General features: G+C 39.3%; 15 protein-coding genes, 1 tRNA gene and 1 pseudogene. 11 read left to right on the forward strand and 6 right to left on the reverse strand.

What is annotated here, in order from left to right:
* Window positions 1-67 precede the first annotated feature (67 nt).
* Window positions 68-970 carry an oxygen-dependent tRNA uridine(34) hydroxylase TrhO gene (trhO, locus tag A0J48_RS02545; RefSeq protein WP_200320041.1) on the reverse strand — a complete coding sequence of 301 codons (903 nt, stop codon included), beginning with the start codon at window positions 968-970 and terminating at the stop codon, window positions 68-70.
* Window positions 971-1,096: 126 nt separating this feature from the next.
* On the opposite strand from trhO, the gene A0J48_RS02550 reads away from it, so the two are divergent.
* A tRNA-Ala gene (locus A0J48_RS02550) sits at window positions 1,097-1,169 on the forward strand.
* On the opposite strand, the gene A0J48_RS02555 is transcribed toward A0J48_RS02550, so the two are convergent.
* Window positions 1,170-1,802, reverse strand: a complete 633-nt coding sequence (locus A0J48_RS02555; RefSeq protein WP_200320043.1) for a DUF938 domain-containing protein — start codon at window positions 1,800-1,802, stop codon at window positions 1,170-1,172.
* A 107-nt stretch (window positions 1,803-1,909) separates the two neighbouring features.
* On the opposite strand from A0J48_RS02555, the gene A0J48_RS02560 reads away from it, so the two are divergent.
* Window positions 1,910-3,319, forward strand: coding sequence for a lysophospholipid acyltransferase family protein (locus A0J48_RS02560; RefSeq protein ID WP_200320045.1), 1,410 nt, complete (start codon window positions 1,910-1,912; stop codon window positions 3,317-3,319).
* Between the two features lie 93 nt (window positions 3,320-3,412).
* On the opposite strand, the gene A0J48_RS02565 is transcribed toward A0J48_RS02560, so the two are convergent.
* Window positions 3,413-4,165, reverse strand: coding sequence for a thioesterase II family protein (locus A0J48_RS02565; protein WP_200320047.1), 753 nt, complete (start codon window positions 4,163-4,165; stop codon window positions 3,413-3,415).
* 109 nt (window positions 4,166-4,274) lie between these two features.
* On the opposite strand from A0J48_RS02565, the pseudogene A0J48_RS02570 reads away from it, so the two are divergent.
* The 6 genes and pseudogenes from A0J48_RS02570 to A0J48_RS02595 all read left to right on the forward strand — a co-directional run.
* A pseudogene (locus A0J48_RS02570) lies at window positions 4,275-4,361 on the forward strand (DUF2887 domain-containing protein); the annotation flags it as partial.
* A 14-nt stretch (window positions 4,362-4,375) separates the two neighbouring features.
* On the forward strand, window positions 4,376-4,447 hold the full coding sequence (locus tag A0J48_RS02575) for a DUF4351 domain-containing protein (protein WP_234300686.1): 72 nt from the start codon (window positions 4,376-4,378) through the stop codon (window positions 4,445-4,447).
* Window positions 4,448-4,558: 111 nt separating this feature from the next.
* Window positions 4,559-6,241, forward strand: coding sequence for an NACHT domain-containing protein (locus tag A0J48_RS02580; RefSeq protein ID WP_200320049.1), 1,683 nt, complete (start codon window positions 4,559-4,561; stop codon window positions 6,239-6,241).
* A 101-nt stretch (window positions 6,242-6,342) separates the two neighbouring features.
* Window positions 6,343-6,861, forward strand: a complete 519-nt coding sequence (locus A0J48_RS02585; RefSeq protein ID WP_200320051.1) for an NACHT C-terminal helical domain 2-containing protein — start codon at window positions 6,343-6,345, stop codon at window positions 6,859-6,861.
* Between the two features lie 40 nt (window positions 6,862-6,901).
* Window positions 6,902-7,144, forward strand: coding sequence for a type II toxin-antitoxin system HicB family antitoxin (locus A0J48_RS02590; RefSeq protein ID WP_200320053.1), 243 nt, complete (start codon window positions 6,902-6,904; stop codon window positions 7,142-7,144).
* The gene (locus tag A0J48_RS02595; protein WP_200320055.1) at window positions 7,137-7,388 is read left to right on the forward strand and encodes a type II toxin-antitoxin system HicA family toxin; all 252 of its coding nucleotides are present in this window, start codon (window positions 7,137-7,139) and stop codon (window positions 7,386-7,388) included. Before A0J48_RS02590 ends, A0J48_RS02595 begins: the two co-directional genes overlap by 8 nt.
* A 166-nt stretch (window positions 7,389-7,554) precedes the next feature.
* Here the strand turns inward: A0J48_RS02595 and A0J48_RS02600 are convergent, their stop codons facing one another.
* The gene (locus A0J48_RS02600; RefSeq protein ID WP_200320057.1) at window positions 7,555-8,892 is read right to left on the reverse strand and encodes an alkaline phosphatase; all 1,338 of its coding nucleotides are present in this window, start codon (window positions 8,890-8,892) and stop codon (window positions 7,555-7,557) included.
* 130 nt (window positions 8,893-9,022) lie between these two features.
* Between A0J48_RS02600 and A0J48_RS02605 the strand changes: the two genes are divergently transcribed.
* A complete protein-coding gene (locus A0J48_RS02605; protein ID WP_200320059.1) occupies window positions 9,023-10,468 on the forward strand; it encodes a carotenoid oxygenase family protein in 1,446 nt (481 codons plus the stop codon).
* A 22-nt stretch (window positions 10,469-10,490) separates the two neighbouring features.
* Here A0J48_RS02605 and A0J48_RS02610 read toward each other — a convergent pair whose 3' ends face one another.
* A complete protein-coding gene (locus tag A0J48_RS02610) occupies window positions 10,491-10,691 on the reverse strand; it encodes a hypothetical protein (protein WP_200320061.1) in 201 nt (66 codons plus the stop codon).
* A 97-nt stretch (window positions 10,692-10,788) separates the two neighbouring features.
* Between A0J48_RS02610 and A0J48_RS02615 the strand changes: the two genes are divergently transcribed.
* The gene (locus tag A0J48_RS02615) at window positions 10,789-11,640 is read left to right on the forward strand and encodes a lysophospholipid acyltransferase family protein (protein ID WP_200320063.1); all 852 of its coding nucleotides are present in this window, start codon (window positions 10,789-10,791) and stop codon (window positions 11,638-11,640) included.
* A 115-nt stretch (window positions 11,641-11,755) separates the two neighbouring features.
* Here A0J48_RS02615 and A0J48_RS02620 read toward each other — a convergent pair whose 3' ends face one another.
* Window positions 11,756-12,946, reverse strand: a complete 1,191-nt coding sequence (locus A0J48_RS02620; protein WP_200320065.1) for an HhoA/HhoB/HtrA family serine endopeptidase — start codon at window positions 12,944-12,946, stop codon at window positions 11,756-11,758.
* A 452-nt stretch (window positions 12,947-13,398) separates the two neighbouring features.
* Between A0J48_RS02620 and A0J48_RS02625 the strand changes: the two genes are divergently transcribed.
* Window positions 13,399-13,812, forward strand: a complete 414-nt coding sequence (locus A0J48_RS02625; RefSeq protein ID WP_200320067.1) for a metal-sensing transcriptional repressor — start codon at window positions 13,399-13,401, stop codon at window positions 13,810-13,812.
* The last annotated feature ends 117 nt before the right edge of the window (window positions 13,813-13,929 follow it).

The raw sequence follows: 13,929 nt of genomic DNA on the forward strand, positions 1-13,929 counted from the left end.
GGCAGGGGAGGCAGGGGGAGAATAATCTATTACCTTTTGCCTTTTTTCTGTTACCTTCTGTCACCTGTCACCTGTCACCTGTCACCTGTAACTGATACTGTTTCCATTTCTCCTGTTGTCGCGCTCTTTTTTCTGCTGTCAAGCTATCAAAACAGTGAGGACAGGAAATGCCTTCTTCATACTTGGGTGAGGTTTTGTCGTCTTCCGCAATGGGATGTCCACAACAAAAGCATAATTCATAATTTCCCTCTTCTAAGCCGTGACGAACTGCAACTCGTTCATCAAAAACAAAACATTCTCCTTCCCACAAACTTTCTTCGCTGGGTACTTCTTCTAAATATTTGAGAATGCCACCTTTGAGGTGATAAACTTCTTCAAAGCCTTGGTTAAGCATATAGGATGAGGCTTTTTCGCAACGAATTCCACCAGTACAAAATAAAGCGACTTTTTTATGTTTTTGAGGGTCTAGATTATTACTCACGTATTCCGGAAATTCTCTGAATATTTGCGTTTGGGGATTTTCTGCCCTTTTGAAAGTACCAATACTGACTTCATAATCGTTACGAGTATCAATTACTGTCACTTCTGGGTCAGAAATTAAATCATTCCATTCCTGCGGATTAACGTAAGTTCCGACTTTTTCATTGGGGTCAACTTCTGGTATTCCCAAAGTCACAATTTCTTTTTTTAACCGCACTTTCATTTTGCCAAAGGGTTGGGTGTCTGTGTAAGATTCTTTATGTTCTAAATCTGCTAACCGTGAGTCACTACGCAGAAACGCTAAAACAGTATCAATAGATTGACGAGAACCAGCAATAGTCCCGTTAATTCCTTCCTTTGCTAGTAACAGTGTCCCCTTGATGTCTTGTTCCTGACAAAAAGACAATAAAGGTGCTTGTATTTCCACATAGTCAGGTAAACTGACAAATTTATACAGGGCAGCTACAACTAAAATATTTTTTGGTGTCATATATTTACAAACAAAGAATATTAGGGTATTATGTTGTCAAGATTTAAAATTAACCTTTTTTTAGTAAAAAAAGAAGCACTTTAATTTTGAATTTTAGATTTTGAATTTTAGATTTTGAATTGTTACGGGGGATTAGCTCAGTTGGTAGAGCGCCTGCTTTGCAAGCAGGATGTCAGCGGTTCGAGTCCGCTAACCTCCATTAATCACGTCTAAACACTAGCGATAGGTTGTTGGCTGGCATCTGGTAAGTTTTGTGCAGAGTCAGATTTTCGTTTTTGGCTGCCTGTACCACATCCTCTAAATTACGCACTCCCCACTCTGGGTTTTGCGACTTTAACGACTCATCAAAAGCCTCATTACTGGGTGCAGTATGTCCTCCGTTGACTTTGTAAGGCCCGTATAAATAAAGGATACCACCATAAGGAAGAATCCGCCCAGCCCCAGCCATGAGTCCCAGACAAGCTGACCAAGGAGAAATATGAATCATGTTAATGTTGACTATGGCGACAATTGGCGAGTCAATTATTGCCTCCTGTTCTACTGGCCAAATTGGTGACTTTGCATCTAAATCTATTGGTGGGTAAAGATTATCACTTTGAATTTCCCCTGACCAAGCTGTAATACTATCGCGTAATGTAGGGTTGGGGTCAGAAGGTAGCCATTTCAGAGGTGCTAGACAGGGTGCAAAAAATACTGCGTGTTCTCCTGTCCCACTAGCGACTTCTAAAACAGTTCCATTTGTCGGTAATACTTGTGAAAGTACCTGCAAAATGGGTTCACGGTTGCGCTGGGTTGCTGGTGCGAATTGTTTTTCGTCTGGTGTTGTGTTCATATTCTTTTAGCATTTAGTATCATAATTAATCATAATTAAACCAACAGAATAAATCTCAAATCAACTGCTTTCTTTTTACTTTTTTCGCTACATTACAGGAGAAAAACTTGCCAAAATCAATTCATTCCACCCAACCCCCACTAAAATTTATTCCCCCACGCTTTAATCCTCTGATACTCAAGTTTATGTCTTTGTTTCTGCCCTTTATTATGCGGGTGAGAACTAGACCTTGGCTACCGGCAGGTATTGTGAAAATTGAAGCTAAAAATGCTGAAAACTTAGCTAAATTATACCAGGAATTTCAAGCAGGGAAAATTCGCTTTTTAATTGCCTTTCGGCATCCAGAAGTCGAAGATCCCTTAACTATGTTATATTTACTTTCTCGGATTGTTCCTAAAGTAGCGCGTGAACAAGGAATTTCCTTAAAATATCCAGTCCACAGTCATTTTATGTATGAAAGAGGAATGACATTATGGGCAGGAAATTGGTTAGGATGGTTATTCTCTAAAGTTGGTGGTGTACCTGTGCGTCGGGGGAGAAAAGTAGACAGAAACGCTATTCAAATGGTGCGAGATTTATTTGCCAATGCAAAAATGCCCATTGCGATCGCACCAGAAGGTGGTACAAATGGTCATAGTGGGATTGTCAGCCCTTTAGAACCGGGTGTAGCACAGTTAGGTTTTTGGTGTGTGGAAGATTTACAAAAAGCTAACCGTCAGGAAACCGTTTTTATCATTCCTATTAGCATTAAATATAGTTACGTTAACCCACCTTGGTCAAAAATAGATTGGTTGTTATCAAAATTAGAAGCTGATAGCGGTTTACCTGTTACAGAAATTAATCAAACTGGAAAGCAGCCAGAAGAAATTTTATATCAGCGGATTTTGTATTTAGCTGAATATTTAATTACGGAAATGGAAGAATTTTATCACCGTTTCTATCATCGAGATTTACCAGCAATTACTTCTGAAGCAACTACACCAGCTAATGAGGTGTTAATTACCAGATTACATCGGTTAATGGATACAGCATTACAAGTTTGTGAACAGTATTTTAATGTTCAGGCGCAAGGTAGTTTTATTGATAGATGTCGGCGGTTAGAAGAAGCTGGATGGAATTATATTTATCGTGATGATATAGCAGATATTAATAGTTTACCACCATTCAAACGTGGTCTTGCTGACTGGGTAGCAGAAGAAGCAGATTTGCGAATGCAGCACATGAGAATAGCAGAAAGTTTTGTGGCGGTTACTGCTAACTATATCCAAGAAAAACCCACAGCAGATAGATTTGCGGAAACAATATTATTAATGTTTGATATGCTGTCTCGCATTAAAGATTCAACCTTGCCCGGAAGACCACGTTTAGGTTTAAAACAAGCAATGATTAACGTAGGTGAACCGATTTGTGTCACTGAAAGATGGGAAGCTTGTCAAGGCAATAAACAGGCTTCAAGACAAGGAGTAAGTGATTTGACAAAGGATTTATTTGTGGCATTAGAGGAGTTGATTAAATAAGGTGTGGAGAAGCAGCGGTGCAGGGGAGAATAATCTCTTTCTTGCCTTCTGTCACCTGTCACCTGTCACCTGTCACCTGTCACCTGTCACCTGTCACCTGTCACCTAATATATCAGATATACTTTTCAATAAACCATTTTGATTTTGATTTGAATTAATAAAAAAGTGATTACCTTCAAACATTTGTAAAGAAAAAGCTGCTGTTGTATGTTCTTTCCATGCTTCTAGTTCATAATCAGCAAAGGTTGGATCTTGCAACCCACCAAATACGCTAATAGGAAAATCAAATGGTGGTTGATGTGTGTAAATATAAGTCTCTAACACCGTAAAATCAGCCCGCAGAATTGGCAAAAAAACTGCGATAATATCTTGATTTGCTGTCACTTCATCAGGAGTGCCATTATAATTAAGAATTTCTTGCCAAAACTCTGCATCTGGTAAGTTGTAAATTTTTCTTTTTGTGGGAGAAACTTGTGGTGCATTGCGAGCAGATATAAATAGATGTAATGGAGTAAAATTATAATCTGACCGCAATAAACGAGTTAATTCAAAACTCACCAGTCCACCCATACTATGACCAAAAATTGCAAAAGGTTTATCTAAATAGGGAATGAGATTTTCTGCTATTTCCTGAACTAAAGGCTGCATTTTTGTGTAAAGAGGTAGTCGCATTTGTCTTCCCCTTCCTGGAAGTTCTATGGGACACACTTCGATAGTTGGAGGTAAATTTTTAGGCCAGGTGCGAAATATTGTCGCGCTACCACCTGCGTAGGGTAAACAGAATAAGCGTAATTTGGCGTTGGGGTTGGGTTTGGGACAAGTTACCCAGGAGTTGAAAGTGGTCATAGTGAAGTTGTTTATAATTGCCAGAGATTTCCCAAAAATTGGTACACTCCCAATCTAATATATGATTAAATGTATCCCAGATTTAAAAGTAAAATAAGTAAAATCCTTCATGCGTCGGGACTCTATTTTTTACAAACTGTTTCAACAATCTCCCACTTTACTATTTGAATTGTTGAAAAATCCACCAATAAATGCATTGTTTTGGAAGATTTGAGTGAAGCACTGTTAGATTTTAACAGTTTAGCTGATTTGTCATCTTGGCTAGAGGCGCAAATCAATTAATAGGATCAGTTACCCACGAGTTAAAGGTGGTTTTGGTGGTCATAATGGGGTTTAATGTAGTAATAAGAATATTTAAATAGATTTTTTAGGCATATTCACTGACTCCCTATTATGACAGGATTTGAACATCTGCCAGCCCCACTTGTTACCGCTGTAGTTGCTCCCATTGTGAAAACTGTCTGGGACATTATTACCAGATTAGGTCAAAATTTAACTGAAGAAGCAAAAAATGCCATTCCTACAGCTTGCGGGAAATATGAAAATAAATATAGAGAACGACACGGCATTCTCAAAGTATTGATAATGCGTGAACCTGTTAAGTTAGAGTCAGTCTATACAGCAGTGCAGTTTCTAAATGATGATGCTATCAGTAGTTTTGAATCTATCGAGAAATTAGAAGAATCATATCGTAAAGCAGAAAGCCGCAGGTTTAATTCTCAAGATTGTAAAAAACCAGGAATTAAAGTTGCCAATGAAAAACCGTATTTGATGGTTCTGGGTCAACAAGGTGCAGGTAAGTCCACATTTTTAAGAAAGATAGGATTAGAAGAAATCAAAGGTACACAAGGAGAATTTAAACATGACCGCATTCCTGTTTTTATCGAATTAAAGAGGTTTGCATCTAGCGAGATTAATATTGAAAAATTTATTATTGAAGAATTTGATATTTGTGGTTTTCCCTTCCCAGAACAGGTTACGGCTAAAGCGTTAGAACAAGGTAAATTATTAATTCTTTTGGATGGGTTAGATGAAGTTCCAAATCAAAACTTAAATGAAGTTATAAATAAAATTCAAAGCTTTGTTGATAAGTATCATGAAAATCGCTTTATAATTTCCTGTCGTATAGCCGCTTATCGCAATAATTTTCAACGGTTTACTGATGTGGCTATGGCTGATTTTGATGATGAACAAATTCAGCAATTTATAAAGAATTGGTTTCATGGAGAAAGTGATCAACAGGCGAAAACAGGGGATAAATGTTGGGAATTATTGCAAAAGCCAGAAAATGAAGCTGCAAAAGAGTTGGCACACACCCCTTTATTGTTGACTTTTCTTTGTTTAGTTTATGACCGTTCCCAAAATTTTCCCAATAATCGCAGTGTGCTATATAAAAAAGCTTTGCGGATATTATTAGAAGAATGGGCATCTGAAAAGCGAATCTTACGAGATGAAATTTATCAAGGACTGCATACAGAATTAGAAGAGTTATTACTTTCAGAAATTGCCTATACAGGTTTTGAATCTAATCACCTGTTTTTCTCCCAACGGGAAATTGTTGAACAAATTAAAAAATTTCTAGCAAGTAACCTGAATGCACCACAGCATTTAGATGGCGAAAAAGTTTTAAATGCCATTGCAGTGCAACAAGGAATTTTAGTAGAACGAGCAGAAGATGTATTTTCATTTTCTCATTTAACACTACAGGAATATTTAACGGCACAATATATTGATGATCATCGCATAGTTGAAAAATTAGTCACTGAACACCTGACAGATGAACGCTGGAAAGAGGTATTTTTATTAGTTGCTGGGGTAATGCGGGGTGGTGCCGATGATTTGTTGTTATTGATGGAAAAGGAAGCACAAAAATATATCAATACCGATAAACTACGAAATTTATTAAGTTGGGCGGAAGAAGTCACAGTAGGATCTCAAGGTGATTATAAACCAGTTGGGAAACGTGCAGCCGCAATTGCTTGTGGTTTTGTCAATATTAATGCAATAAAAAAGAACATAACAAAAGAGGGGGCTGAAGGTATTCAGATTCCTATTGCTAAGCTGTTGTGCATTTAATTTGTATAATTCTGGCGGGCAAGATACCCACCCCACAAGACTTAACCATTTTAGGATTATAAACTTTAGGTGCGTAACAGCTTAATGCTTATCTCTATTCCATGCCAGTCAGTATCGCTGGTTATTATGATATTCCTATTCAGGAAATTATCAATTATTTCAAAATACGTCTCTCTAGCTATGCTCATGCAAATTTAAACTTTAGTAGCGACACCAAAACCAAAATTAAAATTTTCGCACAATTATACATTCAATCTGTGGCAACAACTAACGAAATTAAAAAGCTAGAAATTTTTAGTTGTCTTAATCTTGATGTTTTGATTAAGCGATTTAAATCTACAGAAGAACTAGTGACTGAAAGTAAGCAAGTAGAAGAAATGGATTTGACATTGATAGAAGAAATAGGTCAGTTCATAATTGGGTATATCCATGAAAATTGGTTAGCTTTTTTCAATCTCACTTTAGAAATAGTTGATTTATCTGAGGAAGAAATAACAGCATTCAGTAATTATCTCTACGCTAATTATCTAATGATTAAATGTAAATATGCTGCGGTGCGGGTGTCTCCTACAACCTGGGAAGAAATAGAGGGGAGGATGTTGTTACCTCCAGATAATTGAGGGATAATAGGAAATAGGAATATAAACTACTAAAAACTTTATGACTTCATTACAACAAGTTCTGAAAAAGAAAACTCTCACCTTAACAGCAATTTTGTATTGGGAGGATGATGTTTACGTTGCCGAATGTCCAGAGGTGGGAACTGCTAGTCAGGGAGAGACGATAGAAGAAGCTATTGCTAATTTGCAGGAAGCAACAGAACTGTATTTAGAGGAATTTCCGCTGTCTGAAAATGCACCTCGTCGGTTACTGACTACATTTGAGGTGGCTACCAGTGCCTAAATTACCGAGAATTAAACCCTCTGAGGTTATTTATGTTCTGCAACGTTTAGGCTTTGTCCAGGTCAGACAACGAGGAAGTCATGTAATTTTAAAAAAACAATTTGTACAGGAAGACGAGGAACAGAAAATCATCGAAGTTGGTTGTGTTGTACCATTACATAACAAAACTGTAGCCGTAGGAACACTCAAAAGTATTCTCAATCAAGCTGGAGTTTCTGTTGAGGAGTTTCTAGAAAATCTCTAAAAAAGCCTTAATGGTTAATTCCTAAAGTTTCTATCCCTCTACGTTTAGGTGAACAGACATAGAAGGTAACTGGGGAATCATACCCCAGCAATTTTTGGCTTTTATTTTTCTACTTTCAACAGATGATAAAACGTAGACAGTAAAACCCTTTTAACTCTGTCACCTGTCACCTACTTAATTCCTTCCCAAACAAAGACCGATACATCAACCGATAAATATCTGTATTATCCACCGTTCCATTCAACAACCCAGCGTTAAAACCATGCGCTTTCGCTATAATTCCTCCGGCATTATCTCCAAAACCAGACCAAGAGATAGCAAAGGGAAAACGCCTACCTTGTTTATCAGGTGCAGAAATAAAAGGTAACGTTCCTGTTCCTTCTTTCCCATCCCAAGGTGCGCCATTTTTACCTTTTTCTGGTAAGGGTTTATCAAAGGGAAATTCTTTCTCTGTTGCCCCCACCAATTCTAAACCACCAGCGTCACTATCAGCGGCAGTTACTAATAAAGTCTTGGGGTTTTTCTCAATAAATTTCATTGCTACCCCAACAGCATCATCAGCACGTTTTAAAGCTGTGAGACAACCAATGGCATTATTATAATTACCGAAATTATCTGTTCCTTCTTCTTCCAAAACAATCAAGAAATTTTTGCGTTTTTGCGATAATATCTTTAACGTTACATCCAATTGTTCTGCTACCGTTGGTGCAGTGGAAACATATAACGGTAAATTCTGTTTTTTCAAGTTTTCTTCTGTGTCGTCGTTGTAGGTGTCGTCAGCCGCAAAAATTCCTAACACCTTTTGGGTATTTGTTGGTAACTGCAATAATTCATCACGGTTGTAAACAACGGTGTAACCTTTCTTTTTCGCTATTTCTACTAAATTTAAATTATCGGTTCTTTGACTTTGTGCAGCAGTGCTATGTCTTCCGGCTACTCCTTTGGGAAGATACCACATTTCCCCACCACCTAAAATTACATCCGCACCAGATTCAACTATTTGTTTGGTGATGTCTGCAAAATTACGACGACTTGCTGTTTTAGCTAAAAATGCCGCTGTTCCCGGTTCATGAATTACACCAGAATTAATAATAGCTGTTGCTTTTCCTGCACTAATGGCTTCTTCCATAATTGTTTGCGGTTTCCCAGAAAGTGCGACTATCGGTTTACCGTTTTCATCCCACCCGAAAGAGTCAGCATTTACCTTTACCCCGGTAGCATGAGTCACTGCGCCACCGTTGGAAGTTGCAGATAATTGGTTTTTCATGTGTCCCAGGTAAACAGCCAAATTGGACATTTTATCCCAATTCAACCTGCCATCTGCACCTTGGTAAAGTATCCTAGTTGCTCCCCAGTGAGCCGCACTTGTACCATCTGGATGGATGAAGATGACATTACCTTGGGTAGATGTATTCTTAGCGAATATGTGTTGTTGGTAACTTAGGGCAAATATCAGAGCCAAAAGTATGAAACCAATAACTTTTTTATCCAATCGTTTGAACATTGTTTTACATTGAATATATACGTACAATCACAACATCAATTTCACATTCATACTTTAGTAGTATTTGGTTAAGAACTAATGATGGTTTTAAAAATTATCTATACAGGAGTATATAGAGGTATAAATTACCATGCAGACAATTGATAAAAAGTCAACTAAAAAACCTTGGGCAAAAGCAATATCTCAACCTGCAACAGAATTTCCTCTCACGCAATTACCTATTCTCGCAGGTAAAATTCCCGATGGGTTACGGGGGACACTTTACCGTAATGGACCTGCACGCTTAGAACGGGGTGGTGTGCCTGTGGGACATTGGTTTGATGGGGATGGGGCTATTCTCGCAGTGCATTTTACTGATGCAGGTGCTACCGGGGTGTATCGCTATGTGCAGACTACTGGGTATCAAAAAGAGGAAGCCGCAGGTAAATTTTTGTATGGTAATTATGGCATGACTGCACCGGGGGTAATTTGGAATCAGTGGATAAAACCTGTGAAAAATGCAGCTAATACATCGGTATTGGCACTTCCACATAAACTTTTAGCATTGTGGGAAGGTGGAAAACCTTATGCACTAGATTTACAAACTTTAGAAACTTGGGGCGAAGATAATTTAGGAACTTTAGATCATGACTTCAGTTATTCTGCACACTATAAACAAGATCCATTTACAGGAGAAATTTTTAATTTTAGTGTTACTCCAGGATTAAATGGCACACTAAATATTTATAAAAGTGACTCTACAGGACAAATTATCCAACAAGCCGCCTATCCACTCCAAGGAGTACCACTAATTCATGATTTTGTGTTAGCGGGACAGTATCTGGTATTTTTTATTCCCCCAGTGCGTTTAAATTTACTTCCTGTATTGATAGGATTAAGTAATTATAGTGATTCTCTAGAATGGCGACCAGAATTAGGTACTGAGATTATGGTTCTCGACAAGGAAACATTATCTGTGGTGAGTCAAGGAGAAACAGAACCTTGGTTTCAGTGGCATTTTGCTAATGGTTATGTTGATGATAGTGGTGCAGTAATTGTGGATTTTCCTGGTTATGCAGATTTTCAAACTAATCAATATCTTAAGGAATTAGCTACTGGTGAAACCCACACTGCTGCTATCAGTAAATTTTTACGAGTTCAACTTGATCCCCAAACTGGCAAAGTAATTAAACATGAGCAACTTTTAGCTCGACATTGTGAGTTTACCAATGTCCCACAACAAAATGTGGGTCAATTTTCTCGTTATACATATATGTCTATATTTCGAGAAGGAACTAACCCAAGTGAAGAGATATTAAATGCGATCGCTCGTTTTGACCACAAAACCAATACTCTCACAGAAGCAGACTTGGGAGAAAATCGCTATCCTTCCGAACCCCTTCACGTTACCGATAGCCAAAACCGTGAGCAAGGTTGGGTGTTAACAGTGGTTTATGACGGAAATTCCCATAATAGCGAAGTTTGGATATTTGATAGCGATCGCTTGGATGAAGAACCTGTTTGTAAAATCGGTCTACCCAGTGTTATTCCCCATAGTTTTCACGGGACTTGGAAAGCAACAGGGGGTAGGGTGTAGGGTGTAGGGTGCAGGGGAAAAATTACTTCTTTCTTCTTTCTTCTTTCTTCTTTCTTCTGACTCCTGAACTCCTGATAGCGCAGCGTGGCGTTAGCCATACTCCTGAACTCCTGAACTCCTGATAGCGCAGCGTGGCGTTAGCCATACTCCTGAACTCCTGAACTTCTGATAGCGAAGCGTGGCGCAAGCCATACTCCTGATAGCGAAGCGTGGCGTTAGCCATACTCCTGAAGTGCGAAGCGTGGCGCAAGCCATACTCCTGATAGCGAAGCGTGGCGTTAGCCATACTCCTGAACTCCTGAACTCCTAATCATGCCTCGATGTTACAACTAAAACATCCCCAGAACAAAAAACCAGGGTGGTCTTTGGACGAGCGAGATCCAAAGTTCATCGAAAATCTCATGCCTCTATTGGGAATTTTGTATAACTACTATTTTCGAGTCCAAACCAGCGGCTGGGAAAATATCCCAGAAGGAAAAATCCTCGTTGTTGGTTCTCACAATGGCGGTTTAGCAACCCCAGATACATCAATGATGCTGTATGACTGGTTACGTCGTTTTGGGTTTGAAAGACCAATTTACGGTTTAATGCATCCCAAAGTCTGGCAAGTTTTTCCTCCAGCCGCAGAACTAGCTATGAAGGGTGGTGCAATTATGGCTCATCCGAAAATGGCCTATGCAGCTTTGCATTCGGGAGCTAGTGTCTTAGTTTATCCCGGTGGTCCGGAAGATGTATTTAGACCCCATCAAATGCGGGACAAAATCTATTTTGCTGAACGTCGCGGGTTTATTAAATTAGCACTACGGGAAAATGTACCCATTGTACCTGCAATTTCCTGGGGAGCGCACGATACCCTCATTGTCTTGGCTGATTTATATGAAATTATGCAGCAATTCCATAAATGGGGGATGCCTTGGCTGTTTGATGTTGATCCGCTAGTGTTCCCTATTTATCTGGGTTTACCCTGGGGTTTAGCTGTAGGTCCACTACCGAATATTCCTTTACCAGTGCGGATGTACACCAGGGTTTGTCCACCCATTGTTTTTGAACACTATGGAAAAGAAGCAGCAAGCGATCGCACTTATGTTAATGAATGCTATGAATTAGTCAGAAGCCAGATGCAGCAAGAATTGGATAATTTAATCAAATTAGCCAGTGAAGAAAGGGTGTAGGGGGCAGGGGTGTGGGGTGTAGGGTGTAGGGTGTAGGGGTGCAGAGGTGCAGAGGAGAATAATCTATTACCTTTTGCCTTCTGTCGCCTGTCACCTGTCACCTGTCACCTATTACCTACTGTATCTCCTTCAACTCAGCAGTCCGCACTGAAAGTATTTGTGTCTGATTACCCCTTTGCACTTTTACCTGCAAAACTTGACCCAGACGGCTATCTTCCACAACTCTTTGTAATTGATCTGCGCTGGTAATTGCTTGACCATCAATTTGGACAATTACATCTCCGCGACGGATACCCGCAGCAGCAGCAGGAGATTCAGGTACAACCCGCATCACTAAAACGCCGTTAACTTCAGGAATTTCAAATACAGAGTTGGGGTCAGTGTTATTTTGTTGAGCTAACTGGGGTGTTAATGTCACCATTTGCACACCTAAATAGGGGTGAGCAACTTTCCCATCTCGTTGTAATTGAGCAGCGATCGCTTTTGCTTTATCAATAGGAATGGCAAACCCAATCCCCATCGCATCTGCACGAATCGCTGTATTGATGCCAATTACTTCTCCTCCAGCATTCAATAACGGACCACCGGAGTTACCAGGGTTAATAGCAGCATCAGTTTGAATGAAGTCTAAACGTTTATCACTAATTCCCACTTGGGCGCTAGAACGTTTTAATGTACTAACAATACCTAAAGTAACAGTATTATCAAATCCTAAAGGATTTCCCACTGCGATCGCCCAGTCTCCCACCTGAACATTTTCAGAAGAACCCAAAGATGCCACAGGTAAATCATTACCAGCATTAATCTTGACCACTGCTAAATCAGTGACTTCATCAATACCTTTAACTTTACCTTCATAAGTGCGACCATCTTTCAGACGGACTGTCACCTTATCAGCTTGATCAACTACATGAGCATTAGTGAGAATTATTCCACTCTTATCGAGAATAAAACCAGAACCTAGACCGCGTAATTGTTCAGTTGGTGACTGTTGGGGAAAACCATCACCAAAAAAACGCCGTAAAAAAGGGTCTTCCATAAAAGGATCAGTCCGACGAGTAATCGTCCGTTCTGTATCAATCCTGACCACAGCAGGTCCAACACGATTGACGGCAGCTGTCACAAAACTGCTGTTACCAATAGCTGCAACCGCAGGAGATGACTTTTGAGCAACTACAGCAGGAGCGGGTTCAGCTTGAGATGGTAAAACTGCCAAAGAAGTAACCGTCAGCAGCACTCCTAGAAAAATTGCTAAAACATGGGTACTTAGTTGGCGTATAGACCGAGGTAGTTTAAAAATTCGCATAATTCAGACAGGGTGTAAGGGTGTAAGGGTGTAGGGGTGTAAGGGTGTAAGGGTGTAAGGGAGAGAATCATCATATAGCAGTAGACAAGGTGGTTAGGAAATTCTCAAAAGCTAAAAGCTAGTGACAACAAGGGTTTTACTTTTGCCTTTTGCCTCTTGCATGAGTGCCTCTTGCCTCCCGCTATAACTCTTACCTTTTGCCTTTTACCTTCAGTTACCTGTTTCCTCTTCTAAATAGATAATTTATTCTGCACAACTACTTAACGATTAACAAAATTGATTTACTGACTATCTTTAATCAAGTTAATGGAACATTCATTCACTCGGCTATTATGGAAATTTGCTAATTCCAGGTTCGGTTTTTACCCCAATCTTAGATTCAAAATTCAAAATCCAAAATCTCAAATCACTCTAGGTTACGATCTTAAATAACACCAAAACCGTGATCACCCATGAACGGATTAAACCGAGTAGCTGAAGAATCCTTATTTTCATCTCAGAAAGCAGAACACACACACAATCACGATCACAACCACGAACACAACCACCAACATACAGATCCTACTCCGGGACAGGTCGAGTCCGTTCATCCTCATGTGCATAGTGAGGAATCTTTACGGCGAATTGTGAACCGACTTTCACGAATAGAAGGACACATTCGCGGTATTAAGACCATGGTGCAACAAAACACCCCTTGTCCTGATGTTTTATTACAAATAGCCGCAGTCAGAGGTGCATTAGACAAAGTAGCACGAATTGTTTTAGATGAACATCTAACAGAATGTATAGGTAGAGCCGCACAAGAAGGGAATATAGATGTAGAGATTGCCCAACTAAAAGCCGCTTTAGACCGATTTTTACCTTAAAAAAAGGTTTTCCACCAAATTAACCAGTTGTCAATTGTCAATTGTCAATTGTCAATTGTCAATTATCCATTATCCATTATCCATTGATCAAAACCTATGAACATATTTGTTGAGTTC

Origin of the sequence: Sphaerospermopsis aphanizomenoides BCCUSP55, from assembly GCF_001586785.1 — a bacterium.
Lineage (GTDB): Bacteria > Cyanobacteriota > Cyanobacteriia > Cyanobacteriales > Nostocaceae > Sphaerospermopsis_A > Sphaerospermopsis_A aphanizomenoides_A.